This window comes from Nocardioides lacusdianchii, assembly GCF_020102855.1.
GTDB lineage: Bacteria > Actinomycetota > Actinomycetes > Propionibacteriales > Nocardioidaceae > Nocardioides > Nocardioides lacusdianchii.
In genome coordinates this window covers 40,685-65,103 of record NZ_JADHZD010000004.1, presented here as the reverse complement: position 1 = coordinate 65,103, position 24,419 = coordinate 40,685, and the positions used below count along the sequence as shown (strand labels likewise).

Sequence of the window (24,419 nt, the reverse complement as noted above, 5' to 3'; positions counted from 1 at the left end):
TCAGATTCCCTTCACGTCGTCAAGGTCCGGCGCTCGGGAGCCGGTGCCCTTGCTTCCGAAGAAGTACTCAGCGAGGAAGAGCACCCCGCCGACGCCCAGCAGCGCGGCGCACCAGAGCAGCGAGGTCGGGTCGTCGTAAATGGAGAAGCCGAGGATGGCGAGGTTGCCGACGATCCCGAGGTACAGCAGCGGCGTGTTCGCGCGGTAGGTGCGCTCGTCCTCGTCCTGCCCGCGCAGCTTCAGGCAGCAGACGATCACCAGGGCGTAGATCGCGAGCAGGAGGACCACCGTCACCAGCGCGAGCCGCTCGACCAGGGGCGTTCCCTCGACCTCGGGGACCAGGTTGCCGATGACGAGCAGCGCGGCGACCACGGCGCCGGAGAAGAAGAGCGCGATCCAGGGGCTCCGTTGGGTCGGGTGGATCTTGGCGAACACGCCCGGGACGACGTCCTCCTTGGCCATCCCGTAGAGGATGCGCGGCTGGGTGACCACGGTGACCAGGGTAGTGTTCGTGATCGCGATCAGCGCGATGATCGTGAACAGCTTGGTCATGAAGTCGGTCGAGATGGGCAGGATGCCCGTCTTCACCACCTCGAGCAGGGCGGCGGGCGAGTCCGCGAGGGTGTCGGTGGGCACGGTGAGGGCCGCGGCCATGGAGACCAGGACGTAGACGACCCCGGCCACGATCATGCCGGTCACCAGCGACCGCGGGAAGTTCTTGTGCGGCTCGATCGTCTCCTCGGCGACGTTGGCGGTGTTCTCGAAGCCGGTCATCGCGAAGAACGAGAACGCGATGCCGGCGAGGACGGCGAGCGCCGGGTTGGTGTAGGTGCCGGACGTGTCGATGTCCACCAGGACACCGAAGTCGGCGTCGCCCTGGGCGATGAACCAGATGCCCGTGACCATCACGATGATCAGGCCGGACACCTCGACGAAGGTCATCAGCATGTTGATGACCACCGACTCGGTGATGCCGATGAAGTTGATGACGACGAGGACTGCGAGGAAGACCAGCGACACCAGCAGCGGCGGCGGCGCGTCCCACAGCTCCGAGAAGTAGGACGAGAAGCCGGTGGCGAGCGACCCGGTCGCCGCCATGCTCGCCGCCAGGAACGACACGGTCGTCAGGAACGTGAGCGCCCTGTTGCCGAACGCCTTGTTGACGTAGAGCGAGGCACCCGCCGCCTGGGGGTACTTGGTCACCAGCTCGGCGTACGCCGAACCCGTGATGGCCGCCACGGTCACACCGAGTGCGAAGGCGATCCAGAAGGCCCCGCCGACCGCAGCCGCGACGAGTCCGACGAGGACGTAGATGCCGGAGCCGAGCACGTCGCCCAGGGTGTAGAAGAACAGCTGCTTGCCGGTGATCGACCGCTTGAGCCCGCCCTCGTCGTCGAGATCCGGGTCTGCGGTGCTGGTGTCAGACATTCTCCGACCCCACCGCTTCGTCAGCCGGTTGTCAAACGTTGCCCACCCGGACGGAGGCGCCCCACGCCTACAGCAGACGCCGGTCCGAGGCCCACTTCGTCAGCTCGTGACGGCTCGAGAGCTGGAGCTTGCGCAGCACCGACGACATGTGGGTCTCCACCGTCTTCACCGAGATGAACAGCTCCTTGGCGACCTCCTTGTAGGCGTAGCCACGGGCGATCAGGCGCATCACCTCGCGCTCGCGCTCGGTCAGCCGGTCGAGGTCCTCGTCGACGGCCGCGACGTCGATGGACCCGGCGAAGGCGTCGAGCACGAAGCCGGCCAGGCGGGGCGAGAAGACGGCGTCGCCGCCCGCGACCCGCACGATCGCGTCGACCAGCTCGGGGCCGGTGATCGTCTTGGTGACGTAGCCGCGGGCGCCGCCGCGGATGGTGCCGATGACGTCCTCGGCGGCGTCGGAGACCGACAACGCGAGGTAGAGCGTGTCGGGCGACGGCTGACGGCGCATCACCTCCACGCCTCCCCCGCCGGGCAGGTGCACGTCGAGCAGCACGACCTGGGGGCGGAGCTCGCGCACGACCGCGACGGCGGCGTCCGCGTCGGCGGCCTCCCCAACGACCTCCACGACCCCGGCCCCGCTGGCGGCCAGCTCCGCACGGACACCGCCCCGGAACATCGCGTGGTCGTCGACCAGGACGACCCGCACGGGGGCGGCGTCGGGAGTGGGCTGGCTCATCGGTTCTCCTCGTCTGCTGCCGGGCCGTGGTGGCCCGCGCGGGGGGCGGTGCGGGGCATGTGCAGCCGGACCTCGGTGCCCTCGCCCGGCGCCGAGCGTACGTCCGCCCGACCGCCGTGGCGCGCCATCCGGTCCACGATGCTGCTGCGTACGCCGTGGCGGTCGGTCGCCACGGAGGCGAGGTCGAAGCCGGCGCCGCGGTCGCGGACGAAGACGTCCACGGCCGACTCGGACGTCTCGGCGTAGACGTCGGCCCGCTCGGTGCCGGCGTGCTTGGCGACGTTGACCACCGCCTCCCGCGCGGCGTGCACCAGCGGGCGCAACGCCTCGTCGACGGGGCAGTCGCCGACGGTGACGACGTCGACGACCACGGGGTGCTGGGACTCGACGTCGGCGGCCATCTCCTTCAGCGCGCCGGCCAGCGTGGTGGCGTCGGTGGTCTCGGCCTCGAAGAGCCACTGGCGCAGGTCGCGCTCCTGGGAGCGGGCGAGCCGGGCGACGGTGGTGGCGTCGTGGGAGTTCTTCTGGATCAGGGCCAGGGTCTGGAGCACGGAGTCGTGCAGGTGGGCTGCCATGTCGGCGCGCTCCTGGGTGCGCACCCGCTCGGCGCGCTCGGCGCTGAGGTCGTCGACCAGGCGGAGCGCCCACGGCCCGACCACGATCGCCAGGCCGAGCAGCCCCAGCAGCCCGGCGACCACCACGGGCACGGCGAAGCGGGCCTGGCCGGCCGCGACCGCGAAGACGATGAGGGCGGAGAGGATCAGGCCCAAACCCGCGGCGATGCGGCCGTACGCCGCCCAGCCGCCGTTGCCGAAGACGGCGCGGAACGGGTCGATGCGTCCCGTCGTGTCGGTCCAGCGCTCGCGCTGCGCCTCGTCGGCCTGGCGCCAGAGCAGGGCGATGCCGGAGACGCCGAGGACGACCGGCCAGAAGAGCGCACCCTGGCCGAAGATGCCCTCGAAGCCGAGCACGACGCCGAAGAACAGCGCCCCGAGGGCGATCGCCGGACCCGCGTCGCGCAGCCGTGAGCGGCGCCCGGGGCGCTTGCCGGTGCGCGACGCGCTCTCGAGGCCGGGCGCGCCCACCTCGAAGCGCTGGTCGGCGGGCAGGAACATCCACAGCCCGGCGTAGAGCATCAGGCCGAAGCCCCCGAGGAGCGCCGTGGCGACGAAGAAACCGCGCACCCACAGCACCGGGACCGCGAGGTGCACCGCGAGACCACCGGCGACGCCACCGGCGATCGGCGACGACAGGTCGCGGAAGGCGCGGCGCGAGCGGCTGCTGCGGGGCGGGGAGGTCTGCGTCATCGTGGCTCCATCGTCGCAGGACGCCGCGCGCGCCACCATGAGGACAGACCCCGAGCCGACCCTGAGTCGCCTCCCCCGCAGCACGCCTGCGAATCAGGGCTGTCCCCGATGGTGGCGGGCGTCGCAGGCGAGCAGAGTGGAGCCATGGACACCCCGAGCACCACCCCCACCGGCACGGACGAGCAGCCGCCGCCTCCGTCGTCGGCTCCTGCCGGCCCCCGCGTGAGCCGCGAGGAGATGAAGGACCTCGGCCGGCTGCGGCGCAGCATCACCGACCGGCACGTCGCCGGCGTCGCCGGCGGCCTGGCCCGCCACCTCGACGTCGACGTCATCATCATCCGCGTCGCGCTGGTCGTCGGGGTCTTCTTCGGCGGCGCCGGTCTCATCGCCTACGTCGGCGCCTGGCTCCTGGTGCCCGAGGAGGGCACCGACGACCAGCCGCTCGGCCTCGACGTGCGCAGCCGCTCGCTCGCCCTCGCAGGTGTCGGCATCCTCGCGCTGCTGAGCGCCGTCGGCGACTGGGCCGGGGCCTTCTGGTTCCCGTGGCCGCTGGCGATCGTCGCCGCGATCGCCATCTGGTTCCTCAACCGCAAGGACCGCGCTCCCTCCGGCTACGGGTACGCCGGTCCTGCCGCGCCCGGCACCGCGCAGCAGCCGGACCACACGACCGGGCTCGACCCCACCGGGTGGGACCAGACCGGGTGGGACCAGACCGGGTGGCAGCAGACCGCGTGGCAGCCGCCGGAGGCGTACGCCCGGGCGCCGCGGCAGTACCGCAACCCGCGCCGCCGCGGCCCGATCCTCTTCTTCTTCACCGTCGCGCTCATCGCGCTCGCCGAGGGTGTGCTCGGCGTGGTCGACCTCGTCGGGGTCGCCGTGGCGGAGAGCGCCTACCCGGCCCTCGCCCTCGGCATCACCGCGGCCATGCTCGTGGTCGGCGCCTTCTGGGGCCGCGCGGGTGGCCTGATCGCCCTCGGCCTGGTGGCCGCACTGGCCACGGCGGCCACCACCGCCACGAGCAGCTTCCCCGACGACCGGCTCACCTACGCGCCGACCAGCGCTGCCGAGGTGCGCGACTCCTACGACCTCGGCGGCGGCGAGCTCACCCTCGACCTGTCCGACGTCTCCGACGTGGACGCGCTCGACGGGCGTGCGGTGACCGTCGACGGCGTCGGCGGCCGCGTGGAGGTGGTGGTCCCCGACGGCATGGACGTCACCGTGCGGACCGACCTCTTCGCCGGCGACAGCCGGGTCTTCGACGAGCGTCGCGACGGCCTCGACGTCAACCTCGACGGCTTCCGTGACGGCGGCGACGAGGTCCCCGACATGTCCATCACCATCGACCTGTTCGCCGGCGAGGTCATCGTCCGCGAAGCAGCCTGAGGAGCACCGAGATGAGCACAGGCATGAACGAGCCCGGCAGCCACGACACCGGCATCTACGGCTACGACGAGCCGATGGTCGGCCCCCTCGACGCACCGGAGCGGCCCAGCGGCTTCCACCCGGTCAACGTCGGCCACCTCGTGATGGGCGTCGCCTTCGCCGGGATGGTGCTGGTGTGGGCCCTCGTCCAGGGCGACGTCGTCGCGGAGGAAGAGCTGCGGTGGCTGATGCCGATGCCGTGGATCGCGGCCGGCGCCGCCGGCCTCGCGGCGACGGTGTGGGGCTCCCGCCGTGCGGGCGAGGGTCGCGCCTAGCCCAGCGAGCAGGCCGGCAGGGCGAACCACCGGAGGTCGTCGAAGTCCGCACCGAGGTGCGCGGCGTCCGACCAGTCGGGCGGGGACGCGGCGGCCATGATCGCGCGGCCCTCGTCGAGGTGCTCCCCGAGCACCGAGGCGGGGGCCGTCATCGTGTGCGAGGGCCAGGTCATCGCACCGTCGGCGGCGTACGACACGTCGGCGAGGCGCAGCGGCGGCTCCACCGGTCCGGTGCGGTGGTGCCACAGCCCGGTGATCGGGTCGAAGCGGTAGTCGCCGAGCAGCCGCCAGCCCTCGCGGGCCACGAGCCGCACCGCCTCCACGACGTAGGAGAAGACCTCCTCGTCGACGAAGTAGTTGAAGTTGACCCGCACCCAGCCGGGCTTGATGCCCTCGCACCCGCCGGCGATCTGCGCCTCGAACTGGTGGCTGGTGTCGAGGTCGATGTCGAGCAGCCGGTGGCCGTAGGGACCGGCGCACGAGCAGCCACCGCGCGTCTGGATGCCGAAGAGGTCGTTGAGCAGCGCGACCACGAAGTTGTGGTGGAGGTAGGACCCGTCGGGCGCCTTGATGACGAAGGAGACGATCGAGAGCCGCTGCGAGTCGAGGTTGCCGAGGATCTGGATGGTCGGCTCGGCGACCCACGCCTCGACCGCGCGGCCCAGCAGCTCCTCCTCGTGGGCCTGGATCGTCTCGACCCCGACCGCCTGCTTGAGCTGGAAGACGAGCCCGGCGCGGATCGACTCGACGATCGCGGGCGTGCCGCCCTCCTCGCGGTGGGCGGGGTCGTCGAGGTAGCGGTGCTCGGTCGGGTTGACGTACATCACCGTGCCGCCACCGGGCACGACCGGCACCCGGTTGGTCATCAGCTCGCGGCGCACGACCAGCACGCCCGGCGTGCCCGGACCGCCGATGAACTTGTGCGGGCTGATGAAGATCGCGTCCTTGACCGAGCGGCCGGGGCCGTACATCTCGATGTCGACGTAGGGCGCGCACGCGGCGAAGTCCCAGAAGCTCAGCGCGCCGTGCTCGTGGAGCAGGTCCGCCACACCCTCCGTGTCCGTGACGATGCCGGTGACGTTGGAGGCCGCGGAGAAGGACCCGATCTTGAGCGGCCGGTCGGCGTGGGCCTCGAGCTCCTCGCGGAGGTGGTCGAGCGAGACCCGGCCGTCGGCGTCCTCGTGGATCGTCACGACGTCGGCGATGGTCTCGCGCCACGGGACCTCGTTGGAGTGATGCTCGAAGGGGCCGATGAACACCACCGGGCGCTCCGCGGGCGGGATGGCGGCGGTGAGGTCGTAGCGGTCGTCGAGCGCTGCCGGGACCCGCAGTCCCAGGATGCCGATCAGCTTGTCGATCGCGGCGGTGCTGCCGGAGCCGCAGAACACCACGACCGTCTCGTCGTCACCGCCCACGGCGTCGCGGATGATCCGTCGCGCGTCCTCGCGGAGCCGCGTGGTCTGGAGGCCGGTGCCGCTCGCCTCGGTGTGGGTGTTGGCGTAGGCCGGCAGCACCTCGGCGCGGATGAAGTCCTCGATGAAGGTGAGGCTGCGACCGGACGCGGTGTAGTCGGCGTAGGTCACGCGGCGCGGTCCGTAGGGACCCTGCATCACCTGGTCGTCGCCGATGACCGCGGCGCGGATGCGCTCGAGGAGGGCGGACGAGGCGGCGGATTCGTGCGTCACGACCCGAGCCTACGCCCGACCCGCCCCCGCGGTCAGCGCGCGTCGAGGACCTCGGCCACCACGTCGGGGTGGTCGCTGAAGATGCCGTCGACACCGGCGTCGAGGAAGGCCCGCGCCTCGGCGGCCAGGTCGCCGGGAGCATTCGGGTCGGTGCCGGTCGTGAACCGGGTGTCCATGAACTGGTTCTCCAGCCGGAGCGTCCACACGTGCACGATCAGCCCGGCGGCGTGGGCGTCGGCGACGACGGCCGTCGGGGTCGTGGCACCACGCGGGAGCACGACGAACTTGTTGGCGCCGACCCCGTCGGCGTACGTCGCGATCGTGCGCAGGCCGGCGGGGGTGAGCATCGAGGCGTACGTCGTGCCCGGGAGGTCGGCAGGCCCGCCCGCGGCGTCGACGAGCTGGGCGAGCGGGACGTCGACCATCGTGTCGAGCTCGCGGAGGTTCGACACCTCGAAGGACTGGATGATCACCGGGTCGTCGGCGTCGGCCCACTTCCGCTTCTCCAGTGCCGCGACGAGCGGCTCCTCCAGCGAGAGGCCGATGGAGTCGAAGTAGGTCGGGTGCTTGGTCTCGGGGTAGATGCCCACGCCGGCGCGGCGAGCCAGCTTGATGACCTGGTCGAGGGTCGGGATCCGCTCCTGGCCGTCGTACGCCGTGTTGTCGGGGCGCACCTGCGGCAGCCGCTCCTTCGCACGGAGGGTGCGCAGCTCGCGGTAGGTGAAGTCCTCGGTGAACCAGCCGGTCACCGGTCGGCCGTCGATGACCTTGGTGGTGCGGCGGTCGGCGAACTCGGGGTGGTCGGCGACGTCGGTGGTGCCGCTGATCTCGTTCTCGTGGCGGGCGACGAGGACGCCGTCCTTCGTGCTGACGAGGTCGGGCTCGATGTAGTCGGCGCCCTGGGCGATGGCGAGGCGGTAGGCGGCGAGCGTGTGCTCGGGGCGGTAGCCCGAGGCGCCGCGGTGCCCGATCAGGATCGGCTCCACCAGCGACGCCTCGCGCGCCCCGGTCGGAGCAGCGGGTGCGGCGGTGGCGGGTGCCGAGAGGGAGGTGAGGGTGGCGGCGAGCGCCAGGGCGAGGGTGGCCGCGGGGGCCTTCCGAGAGGTCATGGCACCGAGGCTTCCCTGCCGGGGCGGCGTGCGGAGCACGGCCCGGTGAACGTGCCGTGACAGATCAGCGACCGACGGCCACGACGCCCTCGCGCAGCACAGCGAGGGCCGCCTCGGGGTGGTCGGTGATGACGCCGTCGACACCGGCCGCGAGGAGGGCGCGGACCTCACCGGCCATGTCCCCCAAGGCGTCGGGGGCGGTGCCGCGGCGCAGGTTGGTCGGGAGGTAGCGGTTCTCCCCGCGCACGGTCCACACGTGCACCGTGAGGCCACGGCGGTGCGCGTCGCGCACCAGCCCGGACGGGGCACCGATCGCCCCGGTCCGGTCACGCGGCAGCACCAGCGAGGTGTGCGGCCCGATGCCGTCGGCGTAGTCGTCGACCCAGGCCAGGCCCTCCGGCGACACCAGGTCGGCGTAGGTGCGGGGGTCGCCGGCCGCCTCCAGGTCGGCCGGGCGCCCGTCGAGGGAGCCGAGGAGCTGGACCAGCGACAGCCGGGTCCGCCCCGCGAGCCGGCGCAGGATGGTGGTCTCGAACGACATGAGCGACACCCGCGCCCACGGGTGGTCGAGGCCGTGGCGCGCGAGCTCGCGCAGGAGGGGGACGTCGAGCGGCAGCCCGATCGCGTCGTGGTGGGCGGCGTGCTTGAGCTCGAGCAGCACCCCGACGGCACGTCCGCGCCGGGCTGACTCGGCGCCGACCATCGCCAGCACCTCGGTGAGGGTCGCCACCCCCTCGGCTCCGTCGTACGCCGCACTGGCGGGCCGGGTCAGCGGCATCCGCTCACGGGCGGTGAGCGTCTTGAGCTCGCGGAGCGTGAGGTCGTGGACGAACCACCCGTCCTGCTCCTCCCCGTCGACGACGGCGGTGCGGCGGAGGTGGGCGAGCTCGGGGCGACCCGCGACGTCGGTGGTCGCACTGAGCTCGAGGTCGTGACGGGCCACCAGCACCCCGTCACGGGTGGAGACGAGGTCCAGCTCGATGTCGTCGGCGCCCATCCGGATCGCGGTCCGGTAGGCGTCGATGGTGTGCTCGGGACGGTGCCCGCTGGCGCCGCGGTGCGCAACCACGGCGGGCGTGAGGACCAACGACGGGGCCATCTCGAGCGCCTCGCGGGTCACCGTCATGGCACCACCGTGACGGGCGCTCGGGACCGGACGGTGACGCGGACGTGAATGGCGCATGATGGCCGCGTGACACTCCCGCGCTTCCCGACCCTGACCTCCCTGCCGGCCGCCGACCACCACGCGCTGGTGGCGGCCCCCGTCGCAGCGGCCCTCGCCGGCTGGGCCGGGGCGAGCGAGGTCGCGGTGGTCGACATCGACCCCGACCTGGCCGACACGGCGGCGATGAGCGAGGCCTACGACATCCCGATGACGGCCAGCGGCAACTGCGTCGTGGTCGCCGGGAGCCGCGCCGGCGACGAGCGGATCGCCGCCTGCGTGGTCCGCGCCGACACGCGCGCCGACGTCAACACGCTCGTGCGCAAGATGCTCGACGTCCGCAAGGCGTCCTTCCTGCCGATGGACCGGGCCGTGGAGGAGACCGGGATGGAGCACGGCGGCATCACCCCTGTCGGGCTGCCGTCGGGGTGGCGGGTGCTGGTCCACGACGCGCTCCTCGACGAGCCCGTCGTCGTGCTCGGCAGCGGCGTACGCCGCTCGAAGCTGCTGGTGCCCGGCCGGCTGCTGGCCGAGCTGCCCGGGGCCGAGGTCGTGGTGGGCCTCGGCCGCTGAGGGCATGGCCCCGCGCGCTCGGGGTACGGACAGCGGTCAGCAGACCGTCACCCCCGTCCCCGGAGGAACCATGTCCCAGAACACGAACACCCTGTCCCGCTCGCTCCACGACGTCGGCCTCGCTGCGTGGTTCGGCGGCACCCTGGCCAACGCGACCGCTCTCAACCCCGCCGCGGCCCAGGCCGACTCCCCGAGCGGCACCGGCGCGGTGGCCAACGTCGGCTGGGACCGCTGGACCCCGGTGAATGCCGCGGCCATCGCGGCGCACCTCATCGGGAGCATCGGCATGCTCGGCTCCGACGCGGGCCGCGTGGCCGCCCAGAAGGGTGCGATGCGCACCACGATGATCAAGACCGGCCTCACCGCCGCGGCGCTCGGCGTGACGGCCTACAGCCGCGTGCTCGGCAAGCGCGTGTCGGCGCACACGGAGGTGCCTGCGGAGTCCGGCACCGAGCCCTCGTCCGGCACGCCGAGCGACGTCGCCGCGGCCCAGCGCCAGCTCAGCCTGCTGCAGTGGGCGGTCCCGGCGCTCACCGGCGCCCTCGTCGTGATCAGCGCGCAGGCCGGCGAGGAGCAGCGCCCGACCACCGTGCTCGACGGCATCGCCGCCCGGATCCCGGGCCTGCACGGATGACAGACGCCCGGCTCGTCCCCGTCCGCACGCCTCGCGACTCCGAGGGCGTCGTGGTCGTGCTGCACGGCGGGGCGAGCCGGGGCGAGCGCGCGATGGTGAGCCCGACCCAGCTGTCGGTGCTGCGGATGGTGCCGATCGCGCGGCGCATCGCCCGCGCCGGTCGGTCGCGGCTGGCCGTCCACCGGCTGCTCAACTCCCACCGAGGGTGGGACTCGCAGACGACGCCGGTGATGGACCTGGCATGGGCGCTCGACCGGGTCGCCGAGCAGCACGGCGACGTGCCGGTCGCCCTCGTGGGCCACTCGCTCGGCGGACGGGCCGCACTGCTGGGCGGCGACGCCCCGCAGGTCCGTTCGGTGGTCGCGCTCAACCCGTGGGTGCTGCCGAGCGACCGGGTCGACCTGGCCGGTAGGCAGGTGCTGGTGGTGCACGGCACGGACGACCGCATCGCGCTCCCGTCCCGGTCCGCCGGGCTGGCACGACGCCTGGGGCGCGACGCGACTGTCGGCCACGTCTCGGTGCCCGGTGGACGCCACGCGATGCTGCGCCACGGCCGCACCTTCGAGACGTACGCCGCCGACTTCGTCACCGCGACCCTGCTCGGCGCCGAGCCCCGCACCCGCGCCGTGGCGGAGGTCCTCGCCGGGGCCTCGTCCGTGGACGGCTGACGGCTCGATAACCATTCGTCGGCGGGCCGTCGGCGAACCTAGGATCGGGCCAGTGAGGACCCTGCCCGTCGCCGACCCCGGGACGCCGGACCATCGCACCCCCGGCCGCTTCCTGTGGTGGCTGGCCCGTCAGCAGTGGCGCACCCTGCTGGGCGGGATGGCCTTCGGCATCGTGTGGATGTCGTGCCAGGCGGTCATGCCCGCCGTGCTGGGTCGTGCGATCGACCGTGGTGTGGCCGACAAGGACCAGCAGCAGCTCGTCCTCTGGGCCGGGGTGATGCTGCTCATCGGCCTGCTCCAGGCCGTCACGGGGATCATGCGCCACCGCTTCGCGGTGACCAACTGGCTGACCGCGTCCTACCGGATCGTGCAGCTGACCACCCGGCAGTCGGTGCGCCTCGGCGGCTCGCTGCCCCGCAAGGTCAGCACCGGCGAGGTGATCGCGATCGGCACCACCGACCTCTCCCACATCGGCAACGTGATGGACGTGACCGCCCGGTTCGCCGGCGCGATCGTCTCCTTCTTCCTCGTCTCCGCGATCCTGCTCAGCACCTCGGTCCAGCTCGGCCTGGTGGTGCTCATCGGCGTCCCGCTGCTCCTGCTGGTGATGGGCCCGCTCCTCAAGCCGCTGCAGGCGCGCAGCGCCACCGAGCGGCAGATGCGCTCGGACCTGTCCAACACCGGCACCGACATCGTCGGTGGCCTGCGCGTCCTGCGCGGGATCGGCGGCGAGGGCGTCTTCCTCGACCGCTACCGCCGCGAGTCGCAGGCCACGCGGACCGCCGCGGTCAACGTCGCCAAGCTCCAGTCGGTCCTCGACGCGCTCCAGGTCTTCCTGCCCGGCGTCTTCGTCGTGCTCGTGGTCTGGCTGGGCGCCCGCTCCGCGGTGGCGGGCGAGATCTCCGCCGGCGAGCTGGTCGCGTTCTACGGCTACTCCGCCTTCCTCATGCTGCCGCTGCGGACGGCGACCGAGTTCGCCAACAAGCTCATCCGCGGCCGCGTCGCCGCGTCGCGGGTGTGCCGGGTGATGGCACTCTTGCCCGACGTCGTGGAGCCGGTCACGCCCGCTGCTCCCCCGCCCGCGGGCTCGGAGCTGCACGACGCCCGCTCGGGCCTGAGGGTCCGGCCCGGGCAGATCACCGCGATCGTCTCCGAGCAGCCCGACGACTCGGCCCTGCTCGCCGACCGGCTCGGGCTCTGCGCGGCCGAGCAGGACGACGAGGTCTCCCTCGGCGGCGTGCCGCTCACCTCCCTGCGCCACGCCCACGTCCGCGAGCGGATCATGGTCTCCGACACCGGGGCTGCCCTCTTCGCCGGCCGGCTGGCCGACCGCATCGACGAGCGCGGCAACGGCGACGTCGAGAAGGCGCTCTTCACCGCTTCCGCCGAGGACATCCTCGAGGCTCTGCCCGAGGGCCTCGACTCCGTCGTCACCGAGAAGGGCCGCTCCTTCTCCGGCGGCCAGCGCCAGCGCCTGGTCCTGGCCCGCGCCCTCGCCGCCGACCCGGAGGTCCTCGTGCTCGTCGAGCCGACGAGCGCCGTCGACGCCCACACCGAGGCGAGGATCGCCGACCGGCTGCGGGCGCACCGTGAGGGCCGCACGACCGTGGTCACCACCGTCAGCCCCCTGCTGCTGGACGCCGTCGACGAGGTGGCCTTCCTCGTCGACGGCCGGGTCGTCGCGGTCGGCACCCACACCGAGCTGCTCACCGAGGTCGCGGCCTACCGCCGCGTCGTCGTACGTGACGTGGAGGCGGCGGTATGAGCGAGCGCAGCGAGCTCATCATCCAGAGCTGTGCGTCATGTGCCTCATGCGCGCACGGAGCGAAGCGAGTACGCGTATGAGCGTGAGCACCCGCCTGCCGATCGCCGACGGCAGGGCCGTACGCCGCTACGTCGGCCAGGTCGCGCACCGGCACCCCCGCCTGCTGTGGACCGCGCTCGGCCTCCACGTGCTGGCCGCGCTGACCGCACTGGCCGCGCCCCGCCTGCTCGGCGACCTCGTCGAGTCGGTCGAGAACGGCACGACCCGCTCCCACGTCGACGAGATCGTGATGTGGCTGGCGATCTTCCTCGTCCTGCAGTCGGTGCTGACCCGCTACGCCCGCTACCGCTCCCAGGTGATGGGCGAGCTGGTGCTCGCCGAGCTCCGCGAGGACTTCGTCGCCAACACCCTGGCCCTGCCGGTCGGCACCGTCGAGGCGGCCGGGTCCGGTGACCTGCTGACCCGCACCGGCTCCGACATCGACCAGCTGGGGTGGTCGGTGCGGTGGGCCCTGCCCGAGTGGACCATCGCCGTCGTCTCGGCGCTCCTGATCTTCGCCGCCGCGCTGAGCGTCGGCTGGTGGGTGTTCCTCCCCTGCCTGCTCGCGATGCCGCCCCTGGTGGTCGGGCTTCGGTGGTACCTCGCCCGAGCCAAGGACGGCTACCTCGCCGAGACCGCGTCGTACTCCCAGATCACCACCACGCTGTCGGAGACCGTCGAGGGCTCGCGCACGGTGGAGGCGCTCGGCCTCGGCACGAAGCGGGTCGAGCTGGGAGACGACGACTGCGCGAAGTCCTTCGAGGCGGAGAAGTACACCCTGCGCCTGCGCACCGTCTTCTTCCCGAGCATGGAGCTGAGCTACCTCCTGCCCGTCGTCGGCACGCTGCTCTTCGGCGGCTGGCTCTACACCCGCGGCGAGGTCTCGCTGGCCGAGGTCACGACCGCGACGCTCTACGTCCAGATGCTCATCGACCCGGTCGACCGGATGGTGTCGATCCTCGACGAGCTCCAGCTCGGTGCCGCCTCCCTCGCCCGCCTCCTCGGCGTGGCGCAGGTGCCGGACGACCGCGAGGTCTCGGGGCGCACGCCGTCGTCGGAGAAGCTCGACGCGGACGACGTGCACTTCTCCTACGTCGAGGGGCGCGACGTGCTCCACGGCATCGACCTCGACGTCGGCGTGGGTGAGCGGATCGCGATGGTCGGCCCGTCAGGCGCGGGCAAGTCGACGCTGGGTCGCCTCCTGGCCGGCATCCATCCCCCGCGCACCGGCTCGGTGACGGTCGGCGACGTCGGCCTCGTCGAGCTGCCACTGGGCGACCTGCGCGGGCACGTCGCGCTCGTGACCCAGGAGCACCACGTCTTCGTCGGCACCCTGCGGGAGAACGTCGTGCTCGCCCGACCGGGGTCGTCGGACGACGCCGTACGCGCCGCGCTGGGCGCCGTCGACGCGCTCGAGTGGGTCGACCAGCTGCCCGCCGGGCTCGACACGGTCGTCGGCTCGGGTGGTCGGGCCCTGACTGCGGCCCAGGCCCAGCAGATCGCGCTGGCCCGGCTCGTGCTCGCCGACCCGCACACGCTGGTGCTCGACGAGGCGACGTCGCTCATCGACCCGCGCGCGGCACGGCACCTCGAGCGCTCGCTCGCGGCGGTGCTGGAGGGACGCACGGTCATCGCGATCGCGCACCGGCTCTTCTCCGCCCACGACGCCGATCGCGTCGCGGTGGTGGAGGACGGCGTGATCGCGGAGTTCGGCTCGCACGACGACCTCGTCGCCGCCGGCGGGTCCTACGCCGCGCTCTGGGAGTCGTGGCACGGGACGAGCTGACCCTTGCACCGTGACAGTTCCACTGTCACGATTGCTGGCATGCGCCTCGCCTCCCTCCTGATGTACGACGGCAACCCGCGCAAGGCGGCCGACGACGTGGTCGCCCTCGAGCGCGCCGGGCTCGACAGCGTGTGGGTCGCAGAGGCGTACGGCTTCGACTCCCCCACGCTGATGGGCTACCTGGCGGCGAAGACCGAGACGGTGCAGATCGGCTCGGGGATCCTCAACATCTACTCCCGCACCCCTGGTGCGCTCCTCCAGACCGCCGCCGGCCTCGACAACGTCAGCCAGGGACGCGCGATCCTCGGCCTGGGGGTGAGCGGACCGCAGGTGATCGAGGGCTTCCACGGCGTCCCGTACTCCAAGCCGATGGCGCGCACCGCGGAGGTCGTGGAGATCATCCGCAGCGGCCTGAAGCGCGAGCCCCTGGCGGCCGACGGCACGTTCCACCTGCCCCTGACCAAGGAGCACGGGGCGGTCACCGGGCTGGGCAAGCCGCTCAAGCTCCTCACCCGTCCCGAGCGCGACACCATCCCGATCTGGATCGCGGCGCTCGGCCCGAAGAACGTCGAGCAGACCGCCGAGATCGCCGACGGCTGGATCCCGCACCTGTTCCACCCCGAGAAGGCGCACCTGGTGTGGGGCGAAGCGCTGGCCGCGGGCAACGCCAAGCGCATCGACGGGCTCGCGCCCCTGCAGGTGATGGCCGGCGGCATGCTCGCGATCGGCGAGGGCGCGGAGACCAAGGCGCTGCTCGACTTCGCGCGGCCGGTCTTCGCCCTCTACGTCGGCGGGATGGGCGCGAAGGGCAAGAACTTCTACAACGACGTGGCCCGCGCCTACGGCTACGAGAAGGAGGCCGAGGAGATCCAGGACCTCTACCTCTCCGGCAAGAAGAAGGAGGCCGAGGCGCTCGTCCCCACCGAGTGGCTCGAGGCCGCCAACCTCGTCGGCCCGGCGTCGTACGTCAGGGAGCGGATCGCCGCCTTCGCCGAGGCCGGCGTCACCGACCTCAACATCACGCCCGTCGGCGAGGACCCCGCCGCCCTCGTCGCGCAGCTAAAGGAATGGGTGTCCTGACGCCGTGCACGCTCCGGGTCGCCACGACAACCTGCGCCGGATCCGCTCCCTCGACCCGGAGGTCGACCACGACGAGATCCTGCAGCTGACCGCGCGCCACGAGTTCCCCTGGGACTACGTCCAGGGCACCGGGATCGCCTTCATGCGCGACTACGGCATCCCCTCGATCGCGGAGCTGCTCGACCGGACGCGCGAGTTCGAGGACCACGGCGTCAAGCGCTACGACGACACCATCCTCATCGGCGACGAGGCCACGCTGGACGGCATCGACTCCCCGCGCTCGCACGCCGCGCTGCGCCGGCTCAACCGGATCCACGGGCACTACGACATCGCGGCAGAGGACTTCGCCTACGTCCTCGCGACGACGATCGTCGGCCCGGTCCGGTGGATCGAGGCCTACGGCTGGCGCCCGCTCGACCCCCACGAGCTCGCAGCGATCGCGAAGGTGACCACCCGCTTCGGCGAGCTGATGGGCCTCAAGGACCTGCCCACGACGTACGACGGCTACCTCGCGCTGCTGCTCGACCACGAGCGCCGCCGCTTCGCCCACACCCCGGCCGCCACCCGGCTGGCCGAGGCGTCGATCCGGATCGCCCGCGAGGTGTCCCCCGCGCCGATCCGTCCGCTGCTGCGACGCGTGACGATCGCCGTCATGGACGAGCCGCTGCGCGAGGCCCTCGGCCTGCCGCGCCAGCCGCAGTGGTTCGTCCGTGCGGTGCGCGCCGGGCTCCGGCTGCGGGGACGGCTGCTCCGGTTCGCGCCCCCGCGGCGCACGGCGTACGTCCACCGACCGACCACATACCCACACGGCCACCGGCTCGAGGACCTCGGACCGCTGGCGATGCTCGACCACCTGAACGCCCACCCGCACGGAGAGAGATCACATGCCTGAGCGCCCCAGCATCCTCGAGCAGGAGCACGAGGACTTCCGCGCCGTCGCGCGTGCCTTCTTCGAGAAGGAGGTCGCACCCCACCACGCCGCGTGGGAGGAGGCCGGCGTCGTCGACCGCGAGATCTGGCGCAGGGCGGGCGAGCGCGGCCTGCTGTGCTTCGACGTCGACGAGGCCTACGGCGGGCCGGGCATCAAGGACTTCCGCTACAACATGGTGCTCGCCGAGGAGTCCGCACGGGCCGGCGCCTCGGGGCCCGGCTTCGCCGTGCACACCGACATCATCGTCCCCTACATCTCCTCCCTCGGCACGCCCGAGCAGAAGGAGCGCTGGCTGCCCGGCTGCGTCTCCGGCGACCTCGTCACCGCCATCGCGATGACCGAGCCGGGCGCGGGATCAGACCTGCAGGGCATCCGTACGACGGCCGTCGACGCCGGCGACCACTACGTCCTCAACGGGTCGAAGACCTTCATCTCCAACGGCATCCTCTCCGACCTCGTCGTCGTGGTCTGCCGGACCGACCCGGACGCCGGGCACCAGGGCATCTCGCTGCTGGTCGTCGAGCGCGGTATGGAGGGCTTCGAGCGCGGGCGCAACCTCGACAAGATGGGTCTGCATGCCCAGGACACCGCCGAGCTGTCCTTCACCGACGTGCACGTGCCGAAGGAGAACCTGCTCGGCGCCGAGGGCTCCGGCTTCATCTCCCTGATGGAGAACCTCCCGCAGGAGCGGATCTCGATCGGCTGCATCGCGGTCGCGGCCATCGAGCACGTGCTGGACCTGTGCCTGGCCTACGCCAAGGAGAGGGAGGCCTTCGGCAAGCCGATCGGCAAGTTCCAGCACAACCGCTTCGTGCTCGCCGAGATGGCCACCGAGGCCCACATCGCGCGGGTCTTCATCAACGACTGCGTGCTGCGGCTCAACGCCGGCACCGTCGACACCTCGCTCGCCTCGATGGCGAAGTGGTGGACCACCGAGCTGCAGAAGCGCGTCGTCGACGCGGGCGTCCAGCTGCACGGCGGCTACGGCTACATGAACGAGTACCCCATCTCCAAGGCCTACACCGACTCGCGGATCCAGACGATCTACGGCGGCACGACCGAGATCCAGAAGGAGATCATCGGGCGGATGCTCGGGTTGTAGGCGCTGGCTAGGTTCGGGCCATGGACCTCTTCGAGATGGACGAGACCCGCACCATGACCCGCGAGGAGGCCGCTGCCAAGCTGCGCGCCCTCGCCGACTCCCTCGCCAAGCACAACTCGGTCGAGTTCGCCCGTGACGGCGGACGCGTGACCGTCGCCGTGCCGGACGAGGTGAAGCTGAAGGTCGAGGTCGAGCTGGGCGGGGACAACGAGATCGAGATCGAGCTCACCTGGTGACGTGATCCGGCCGCAGAACGTCCCCATCCGGCCCTAGCCTGCGGCCATGACCGACTTCACCGAGCAGGACCTCTCGGACTCCAGCTTCGACAAGGTCCGCCTGCAGCGCTCCACCTTCCGCGACGTCTCACTGGCGGAGGCGTCCTTCACCGATGTCGACCTCAGCGGCGTACGCATCCACTCCGCCTGGCTCGACAAGGTCAGGATGACCGGTGTCGAGGTCCCGGACCTCGAGATCGACGGCGAGATCGGCCGGCTGGTGGTCAACGGCGTGGAGGTCGTCCCCCTGGTGGAGGCCGAGCTCGACCGTCGCCATCCCGAGCGCTCGGCGATGCGACCGACCACCGCCGACGGCTTCCGCGAGGCCTTCGCCATCCTCGACCGGCTCTGGGGCGAGACGCTCGACCACGCACGGGTGCTGTCCCCCGAGCAGCTGCACGAGCAGGTCGGCGGCGAGTGGTCCTTCATCCAGACCCTGCGCCACCTCGGCTTCGCCCACGCCTGCTGGATCAGCGGCGTCGTCTACGGCTTCCCCTCACCGTGGCACCCCCTCGACCTGCCGTGGGACGAGGCGCCCGTCCACGAGGGCGTGCCCTGGGAGCGTCGTGCGCGCCCGGAGCTGCACGAGGTGCTGGCGCTGCGCCGCCAGCGCCGGGCGACGGTGGCCGAGCTGCTCGAGCGCATGGACGACGTCGGCCTCACCCGGAAGGTCACCTCCGCGACGCCCTTCGTGCAGGACGTGCCTGACCTGACCGTCGGCCACTGCCTGCGCGTCGTGCTCAACGAGGAGTGGCAGCACCGCCTCTACGCCGAGCGCGACCTCGCGACGCTGGCGAGCTAGGTGAGCCGCTCCGCCAGCGCCCGCCCCAGTCGTGCGCCCGAGACCCACGCCGTCTCCACCTTGGGGGACGGACCCCACCCGTCGCCGCACACGCCGACCAGCGTGTCCGGGCCGTCGACGAGGGCGTAGGCGTCCTCGCGCTCCCCGACCGGGCGGGCGAAGGTCCAGCGGTGCACGTGAAGGTCGGCGGGCTCGCCGACGTGCAGGTGGCGGCGTACGGACTCGATGATCGCGGGTGCCGCTCCCCCGGGCTCGTGGAGGTGCCGGGCCGCGCGCTCGGGCGTGGAATGAGCCACCAGGACGGGCGCGTCGTCGCCGCGGCGCCTGCCGTCGTCGGCAATCCATGCCACGTCGGGGTCGTCGTTGACGAAGGCACCGTGGAAGCGACCATCGGGGCTGACGTCGTCCCAGGTGCGCTCGGCCCACCGGGCGGCCAGTGCGATGACCGGCTCCCACTCACGCTCGAGGACGGCGGTGACCGGGTGGTCGCCGGTCAGCCGCCGCGCCTGCGGGTCGGGCATGGCCAGCACGACTGCTCGGGCGTCGACGTCGTCCAGCCCGGCGATCTCGCGGCGCTCGACCTCGAGGTCCGCGGCCAGGTCCTCGACGAGCGAGCGCAGGCCACCGGGGGCTCCCCACCGCGTCGGACCCGTCTTCACCTCCGGTGCGTCCGCACCCAGTGCAGTGAACGTGTCGGTCCACTCGCGGGCGAGACCGCGGACGGCCCAGTCGTCCACCACCGCGCGGAAGCCGGCGTCGGAGACGGTGAGGTAGGACGCCCCGAGGTCCACCCGGCGCTCCCAGAGCCGGCGCGAGGCCATCCGACCGCCGGGCACGTGCCCGCGGTCGAGGACGCGTACGTCGATCCCGGCCGCGCGCAGCTCGCGCGCGCAGGCGACGCCGGCCAGGCCGGCGCCGACGACCACCACGTCGGCGGTCATCGCGCACCCGCGGCGAGAACGGCGTCGGCGGCGCGCTGGCCGCTGACGAGGGCACCCTGGATGGAGCCCGTGTCGCGGTGGTCGCCGCAGACGACGAGGTCGCCGACGCGCACCGGCCGCTCGGCGGAGTAGGGCGCCGGCTGGACCGGTAGCGCGTCCGGGACCTCGTGGCGCGCCACCACCTCCCACGTGCTCGGATCGGTCCCGAGCAGGTCGCCGGCGTGGCGGCGCATTGACTTCTCGTCGGTGTCGCGGCCGGGACCCAGCAGGGCGGATCCCTCGACGAGGTGACCCCCGGGAGGTGCGTACGACGGTGCCGCGCGGGACACGACCGCGGCGTTGACGAGCGGGCCGGTGGGGACCCGGCGGGCGTCGACGTGCAGCAGGTCGGTGTCGGGCGCCTCGGGGGCGGACCACCACGTGGTGACGACGCCCTTGGTCGCCGGGACCGGAGCGCCGGTCAGCCCCGCGGCCTCCGGGGCGCCGGTGGCCACGACCACCTGGCGCGCCGACCAGGTGGCGTCGTCGGTGGTCACGGAGGTCCCGGTCACGGACCGCACCTGCTCGCCGAGGTGCACGCGGTCGCCCAGGGTCGCGGCGAGCTGGGCCGGCAGCGCGGCCATGCCCTCGCGTGGCAGCGCGGGCACGCCGCGGACGAACATCCAGGTCAGGAGCAGGGCGAAGCGGTCGGCCGTGCTGCCGTCGTCCTCGAGCAGGACGCCGGCGAAGAACCGGTCCACGACGCGTCGCAGCAGCCCGTCGAGATGGGCATCGTCGAGGGCCGTACGCCGGTCGACGTCCGCGCGCGACTCGAGCACCTCCGACAGCGTGGTCGCTGGTCGCGGACGCAGCAGGGGGGCGGCCCAGCGGGCGAGCGCAGCCACCTCACGCGGGCGACGGGCCACGGCGCGCAGGGTCTGTGGGAGGAGGGCGGGCTCGCGCAGCGGGTGGCCGAGCACGCTGAGCCCGTCGTCGGCGCGCGCCGCGACCCCGGCCCCGAACGGCTGGAGCCCGAGGGCGTCGACGTCCACCCAGCGGCGTACGGCGGGGTAAATGGGGTTCAGCAGCTGGAAGCCGCGGTCGACGAGGAAGCCGTCGACGCGGTCGGTGCGGATCCTGCCGCCGACGCGGTCGGACGCCTCCAGCACGACGACCTCACGACCGGCTGCGGCCAGCGCCTGCGCACAGCGCAGTCCGGCCAGTCCGGCACCCACCACGACGACATCTGTCTCCACAGCTCGACCCTAGTGAGGGCGTCCACGCCGTCGACGCCGCGCGGCGGCCTAGGACGTAGGGAGGGTCCTGGTGTCCACGATCTCCTCGGCCAGGGCGCGCAACTTGACGTTCCTCTGCTGCGAGAGTCGGCTCAGCACCGAGAAGGCACGGTCAGGAGCGAGGTCGAAACGCTCCATCAGAACGCCCGTCGCCTGGCCGATCACCGTCCGGCCCCGCAGCGCGTGCTCCAGGTGCTCGACCTCCTGAGCAGCCGCCAGCGCCACGCCGACGTGGGCGGCGAGCGCAAGACCGTCGGCGATGTCCTCTGCGGTGAAGGCCGAGACGTCCGTGCCGTAGAGGTTGAGCGCGCCGAGGTCCTTCTCGGTGGAGTACAGCCGGTAGCTCACGCTGCTGCGCATTCCCAGCTGCTCGACGACCTGCGGCCCCCAGCTCGGCCACCGGACGTCCGTGGCGAGGTCGTGGCTCGCCACCGTGTGATCCTCGCGCAGCGCGTCGAGGCAGGGGCCCTCGCTCAGCTCGTGCTGGAGGGCGTCGATCCGGCGCACCAGGTCGTCGCTCGCCGCGTGGGTGTCGATGCGCTCACCCCGGTGGACGACGCAGATCCCGGCCGCGTGGCACCCGGGGATGATCTTCGTGGCGATCTGCACCGCCCGCTCCATCGCCTCCTTGGGGCTGTCGTCGTCCTGCATGTCACGCGCAGCCTCGGCCAGCTCGTTGCGGAACTCTTCGTGGGGGGGCACCCGTGCAGCATGGCGGAGATCGAGCGCTCTGACCACATCCCACCGGGGTCGCGGTCGTGCGCCTCCGGTGCGGCAGCAGGGAGACTGTCACCCGTGCCGTTCCCCGACGAGAAGTCCTCGCGCACCGTCGAGGTGGTCCCCCACCGACCGCAGTGGGCCGCCGAGGGGCAGCAGATGGTGGCGGAGCTCGCGCAGATGCTCCCCGACGCCCTCGCCGTCGACCACATCGGCTCCACCGCGGTCCCCGGCCTGCCCGCGAAGGACTGCATCGACCTCATGGTGCGGGTGGACTCGCTCGCGGCGACCGACCTCGGACCGCTCACCGCAGCCGGCTACCGCGAGCGTCCTGAGGAGTGGAACCGCGTCGAGGCCCTCGGCGGCTCCACCCACCCCAAGCGGGTGTTCGCTCCCCCGGTCGGCGGCAGGTCGACGAACATCCACGTTCGCGAATCGGGAGCGCCGACCGCGCGCTACTCCCTGCTGTTCCGCGACTTCCTGCGCAGCAACGACGACCACCGCGACACCTGGGGGCGGCTCAAGACGCGCCTGGCCGAGGAGCACCTCGACATCTACGCCTACGGGCAGGTGAAGGCTGCTGCACCGCCCCTGCTCATGGCACTCGCCGAGCAGTGGGCCGCCGAGACCGGCTGGCACGCCTGACGGCGACTCACCCCTCGTCGACGAGCCGTCGGCGCACCACCCGCCGCCGCAGGGTGGGTGAGGCCACCACCTCGTAGCCGGCCTCGAGGAAGACCTGCAGCAGGCCGACCGAGGCCTCGTCCCAGATCACCGACTTCCCCGGCGGGGGCTCGATCGGATATCCCTCCAGGACGCGGGCGCCGACCTGCTCGCCGTACGCCACGGTGGCGTGGGCGAGCTCGTAGCTCAGCCCCGACCGGCGAAACCCCGGGCGCACCACGAAGCAGGTGACCGACCAGACGCCCTCCATCTCGGGGTCCATCCGCATCCACGCCTGCTTGCGGCTCCACAGCCGGGGGTAGTTCTCCCGCGGCTCGACCGCGACCCAGCCGGCGGGCTCGCCGTCGACGTAGCCCACCAGCCCCGACGTCGGCCCCGCCGTGCCGCAGGCGGTCTGCTCGAGCAGCGCGACGTCGCGCTGCTCCTGCGTGGTGTCGCGCCAGATCCACCCCGGCACCTTCATCGCCTGGCACCGGCACTTGTGCGCGCCACCCGTGGCAAAGACAGCTTCGACGTCCTCGACCGCGGCTCGGTTGGCCGGCAGCCAGGTGAAGTCGGGCATGCAGCGACCCTAGGTGCGCGCGCACCCGTCGGGTAGACATGGCGCACGGCCACCTCGAAGCTCGTCCGCCCCCGTCAGGGCAAGATCATCGCCGGCGTCTGCGCCGGCCTCGCCGACCGCTTCGGCATCTCCCGCGGACTCGTCCGTCTCGCCTTCGTGCTGTTCGGCTTGGTGGGCGCCGGCGAGCTCGCCTACATCATCGCGTGGATCGTCATGCCCAAGGACGCCTGAGGCGACTCAGCCGGGCGCCTGCTCGCGCCGCTCGTGCAGGCGCTGCTGGGCCTCGGCCAGGAAGGCCAGGCAGGGCGCGTCCTCGCCGGGATGCTTCTCCACGAGGTGGAAGGTCCAGCGGTCCATCGCGGCCATGAAGCCGTTGTCACCACCGGCGCGGTGCGTCGACCACGGCGTACGCCCGCGCGCCACGCACGTGGTGCAGCTGATCCGGTAGAGGAACTGCTGCTCGCCGTCGAGGTCGATCTTCGCGCGCGCCAGCGGCCCCGCCTGCACACCCGCCTTGCGCTCGCGCGCGGATCGGCTCGCGACCATGTGGTGTCCCCCGCGTCAGAGCGGGGCGTCCTCCGGGATCACGCGCAGCACGCTGCACGTGCCGGCCTCGCGGCCCAGGACGACCTTCACGCCGTCGAGCCGCTCGAGGGAAGCGCGCACGTCCTCGACCTCGAGGTGGGTGTCGACCGCGATGTCCACGTCCCGGACCGGGACGGCCGTCTCGGGCCAGTCGGCGGACGCGACCTCGAAGGGGTCGAAGTCGGTCTGCGCCGCCGACCACAGCTGGAGCGCTGCCTCGGCGACGATGTCGTCGGTCGTGGAGTCGTCGGGTCCCATGCCCCCGAACCTACCGACCGCCTTGGCCCACCACGTTGACTGGCCCCATGGCGACGCGCGTGCTGCTGGTGGCGGACACCCACCTGCCCAAGCGGGCCCGGGACCTTCCCGAGGAGCTGTGGCGGGCGGTCGACCACGCCGACCTGGTGGTGCACGCGGGCGACTGGGTGGACGTACGCCTGCTCGACGAGCTGGAGGCCCGCGCGCACCGGCTGGTGGCGTGCTGGGGCAACAACGACCACGGGGAGCTGCGCGAGCGGCTGCCGGAGGTGGCCACCCTCGAGGTCGAGGGACTCGCGCTCGGCGTGGTGCACGAGACCGGGCCGGCGACGGGGCGTGAGGCGCGGATGGCGGCGGCGTACCCCGACCTCGACGTGCTGGTCTTCGGCCACAGCCACATCCCCTGGGACACGACGACCACCACCGGGCTCCGGCTGCTCAACCCCGGCTCGCCCACCGACCGCCGGCGGCAGCCGCACTGCACCTACATGACGCTCACCCTCGACTCCGGGGAGCTGCGCGACCTCACGCTCCACCGTCTCCCGCGCCGGCTCCCGGCGACACCCCGGACCGGACCGCTCTAGCCAGCGCTTGGCGCCGCCCACCATGATGTGACCCC

The 24,419-nt window shown here is 72.5% G+C and carries 26 protein-coding genes and 1 pseudogene; 15 read left to right on the top strand and 12 right to left on the bottom strand.

Annotation, left to right across the window (positions count from 1 at the left end; all coding sequences use genetic code 11):
* From IRX98_RS06800 to IRX98_RS06790, 3 genes are all read right to left on the bottom strand, one after another.
* Positions 1 to 1,428 carry an APC family permease gene (locus IRX98_RS06800; protein ID WP_224275056.1) on the bottom strand — a complete coding sequence of 476 codons (1,428 nt, stop codon included), beginning with the start codon at positions 1,426 to 1,428 and terminating at the stop codon, positions 1 to 3.
* A gap of 67 nt (positions 1,429 to 1,495) precedes the next feature.
* Positions 1,496 to 2,164, bottom strand: coding sequence for a LuxR C-terminal-related transcriptional regulator (locus tag IRX98_RS06795; protein WP_224275053.1), 669 nt, complete (start codon positions 2,162 to 2,164; stop codon positions 1,496 to 1,498).
* On the bottom strand, positions 2,161 to 3,471 hold the full coding sequence (locus tag IRX98_RS06790) for an ATP-binding protein (protein WP_224275050.1): 1,311 nt from the start codon (positions 3,469 to 3,471) through the stop codon (positions 2,161 to 2,163). The genes IRX98_RS06795 and IRX98_RS06790 overlap by 4 nt, the downstream gene beginning before the upstream one ends.
* 144 nt (positions 3,472 to 3,615) lie before the next feature.
* On the opposite strand from IRX98_RS06790, the gene IRX98_RS06785 reads away from it, so the two are divergent.
* Positions 3,616 to 4,854, top strand: coding sequence for a PspC domain-containing protein (locus IRX98_RS06785; RefSeq protein WP_224275048.1), 1,239 nt, complete (start codon positions 3,616 to 3,618; stop codon positions 4,852 to 4,854).
* 11 nt (positions 4,855 to 4,865) lie between these two features.
* Positions 4,866 to 5,168, top strand: coding sequence for a hypothetical protein (locus tag IRX98_RS06780; protein ID WP_224275046.1), 303 nt, complete (start codon positions 4,866 to 4,868; stop codon positions 5,166 to 5,168).
* Here IRX98_RS06780 and IRX98_RS06775 read toward each other — a convergent pair.
* The 3 genes from IRX98_RS06775 to IRX98_RS06765 all read right to left on the bottom strand — a co-directional run bounded on the left by IRX98_RS06775 (position 5,165) and on the right by IRX98_RS06765 (position 9,088).
* Positions 5,165 to 6,853 (bottom strand): aminotransferase class V-fold PLP-dependent enzyme, encoded by a 1,689-nt coding sequence (locus tag IRX98_RS06775; protein ID WP_224275043.1) that lies wholly within the window; start codon positions 6,851 to 6,853, stop codon positions 5,165 to 5,167. The two genes, IRX98_RS06780 and IRX98_RS06775, sit on opposite strands and share 4 nt — an antisense overlap.
* 32 nt (positions 6,854 to 6,885) lie before the next feature.
* Positions 6,886 to 7,962, bottom strand: a complete 1,077-nt coding sequence (locus IRX98_RS06770) for a glycerophosphodiester phosphodiesterase (RefSeq protein ID WP_224275041.1) — start codon at positions 7,960 to 7,962, stop codon at positions 6,886 to 6,888.
* A 64-nt stretch (positions 7,963 to 8,026) separates the two neighbouring features.
* On the bottom strand, positions 8,027 to 9,088 hold the full coding sequence (locus IRX98_RS06765) for a glycerophosphodiester phosphodiesterase family protein (protein ID WP_224275039.1): 1,062 nt from the start codon (positions 9,086 to 9,088) through the stop codon (positions 8,027 to 8,029).
* 66 nt (positions 9,089 to 9,154) lie between these two features.
* Here IRX98_RS06765 and IRX98_RS06760 point away from each other — a divergent pair, with 66 nt between their 5' ends.
* From IRX98_RS06760 to IRX98_RS06715, 10 genes are all read left to right on the top strand, one after another.
* Complete coding sequence (locus IRX98_RS06760) at positions 9,155 to 9,697, top strand: YbaK/EbsC family protein (protein ID WP_224275038.1); 543 nt, start codon at positions 9,155 to 9,157, stop codon at positions 9,695 to 9,697.
* Between the two features lie 70 nt (positions 9,698 to 9,767).
* Complete coding sequence (locus IRX98_RS06755; protein WP_224275037.1) at positions 9,768 to 10,331, top strand: hypothetical protein; 564 nt, start codon at positions 9,768 to 9,770, stop codon at positions 10,329 to 10,331.
* A complete protein-coding gene (locus IRX98_RS06750; RefSeq protein WP_224275036.1) occupies positions 10,328 to 10,999 on the top strand; it encodes an alpha/beta hydrolase in 672 nt (223 codons plus the stop codon). The genes IRX98_RS06755 and IRX98_RS06750 overlap by 4 nt, the downstream gene beginning before the upstream one ends.
* Positions 11,000 to 11,051: 52 nt before the next feature.
* Positions 11,052 to 12,764: an ABC transporter ATP-binding protein gene (locus IRX98_RS06745; RefSeq protein ID WP_224275035.1), complete on the top strand. Its 1,713-nt coding sequence runs from the start codon at positions 11,052 to 11,054 to the stop codon at positions 12,762 to 12,764.
* Between the two features lie 82 nt (positions 12,765 to 12,846).
* Entirely contained in the window at positions 12,847 to 14,589 is a 1,743-nt protein-coding gene (locus IRX98_RS06740; RefSeq protein WP_224275034.1) for an ABC transporter ATP-binding protein, read from the top strand.
* Between the two features lie 39 nt (positions 14,590 to 14,628).
* Positions 14,629 to 15,669, top strand: a complete 1,041-nt coding sequence (locus tag IRX98_RS06735; protein WP_224275033.1) for an LLM class F420-dependent oxidoreductase — start codon at positions 14,629 to 14,631, stop codon at positions 15,667 to 15,669.
* 4 nt (positions 15,670 to 15,673) lie between these two features.
* A complete protein-coding gene (locus IRX98_RS06730; RefSeq protein WP_224275032.1) occupies positions 15,674 to 16,561 on the top strand; it encodes an oxygenase MpaB family protein in 888 nt (295 codons plus the stop codon).
* A complete protein-coding gene (locus IRX98_RS06725) occupies positions 16,554 to 17,702 on the top strand; it encodes an acyl-CoA dehydrogenase family protein (RefSeq protein WP_224275031.1) in 1,149 nt (382 codons plus the stop codon). Before IRX98_RS06730 ends, IRX98_RS06725 begins: the two co-directional genes overlap by 8 nt.
* A 20-nt stretch (positions 17,703 to 17,722) precedes the next feature.
* Positions 17,723 to 17,938, top strand: coding sequence for an amphi-Trp domain-containing protein (locus IRX98_RS06720; RefSeq protein ID WP_224275030.1), 216 nt, complete (start codon positions 17,723 to 17,725; stop codon positions 17,936 to 17,938).
* A gap of 46 nt (positions 17,939 to 17,984) precedes the next feature.
* Entirely contained in the window at positions 17,985 to 18,779 is a 795-nt protein-coding gene (locus tag IRX98_RS06715; protein WP_224275027.1) for a DinB family protein, read from the top strand.
* Here IRX98_RS06715 and IRX98_RS06710 read toward each other — a convergent pair.
* The 3 genes from IRX98_RS06710 to IRX98_RS06700 are packed head-to-tail and all read right to left on the bottom strand — an operon-like array spanning position 18,776 to position 21,696.
* Positions 18,776 to 19,720 carry an NAD(P)/FAD-dependent oxidoreductase gene (locus tag IRX98_RS06710; protein WP_224275025.1) on the bottom strand — a complete coding sequence of 315 codons (945 nt, stop codon included), beginning with the start codon at positions 19,718 to 19,720 and terminating at the stop codon, positions 18,776 to 18,778. The two genes, IRX98_RS06715 and IRX98_RS06710, sit on opposite strands and share 4 nt — an antisense overlap.
* Positions 19,717 to 20,955: an NAD(P)/FAD-dependent oxidoreductase gene (locus IRX98_RS06705; RefSeq protein ID WP_308044407.1), complete on the bottom strand. Its 1,239-nt coding sequence runs from the start codon at positions 20,953 to 20,955 to the stop codon at positions 19,717 to 19,719. Before IRX98_RS06705 ends, IRX98_RS06710 begins: the two co-directional genes overlap by 4 nt.
* 48 nt (positions 20,956 to 21,003) lie before the next feature.
* Positions 21,004 to 21,696 carry a GAF and ANTAR domain-containing protein gene (locus IRX98_RS06700; RefSeq protein WP_224275023.1) on the bottom strand — a complete coding sequence of 231 codons (693 nt, stop codon included), beginning with the start codon at positions 21,694 to 21,696 and terminating at the stop codon, positions 21,004 to 21,006.
* 93 nt (positions 21,697 to 21,789) lie between these two features.
* Here IRX98_RS06700 and IRX98_RS06695 point away from each other — a divergent pair, with 93 nt between their 5' ends.
* A complete protein-coding gene (locus IRX98_RS06695; protein ID WP_224275020.1) occupies positions 21,790 to 22,356 on the top strand; it encodes a GrpB family protein in 567 nt (188 codons plus the stop codon).
* 7 nt (positions 22,357 to 22,363) lie between these two features.
* Here IRX98_RS06695 and IRX98_RS06690 read toward each other — a convergent pair whose 3' ends face one another.
* Positions 22,364 to 22,957 (bottom strand): GNAT family N-acetyltransferase, encoded by a 594-nt coding sequence (locus IRX98_RS06690; RefSeq protein ID WP_224275018.1) that lies wholly within the window; start codon positions 22,955 to 22,957, stop codon positions 22,364 to 22,366.
* Between the two features lie 69 nt (positions 22,958 to 23,026).
* Between IRX98_RS06690 and IRX98_RS06685 the strand changes: the two are divergent.
* A pseudogene (locus IRX98_RS06685) lies at positions 23,027 to 23,188 on the top strand (PspC domain-containing protein); the annotation flags it as partial.
* Between the two features lie 6 nt (positions 23,189 to 23,194).
* Here IRX98_RS06685 and IRX98_RS06680 read toward each other — a convergent pair.
* Positions 23,195 to 23,503: a hypothetical protein gene (locus IRX98_RS06680; RefSeq protein WP_224275016.1), complete on the bottom strand. Its 309-nt coding sequence runs from the start codon at positions 23,501 to 23,503 to the stop codon at positions 23,195 to 23,197.
* Between the two features lie 15 nt (positions 23,504 to 23,518).
* Entirely contained in the window at positions 23,519 to 23,800 is a 282-nt protein-coding gene (locus IRX98_RS06675; protein WP_224275014.1) for a hypothetical protein, read from the bottom strand.
* Positions 23,801 to 23,847: 47 nt separating this feature from the next.
* On the opposite strand from IRX98_RS06675, the gene IRX98_RS06670 reads away from it, so the two are divergent.
* Positions 23,848 to 24,384 carry a metallophosphoesterase family protein gene (locus IRX98_RS06670; RefSeq protein ID WP_224275012.1) on the top strand — a complete coding sequence of 179 codons (537 nt, stop codon included), beginning with the start codon at positions 23,848 to 23,850 and terminating at the stop codon, positions 24,382 to 24,384.
* The last annotated feature ends 35 nt before the right edge of the window (positions 24,385 to 24,419 follow it).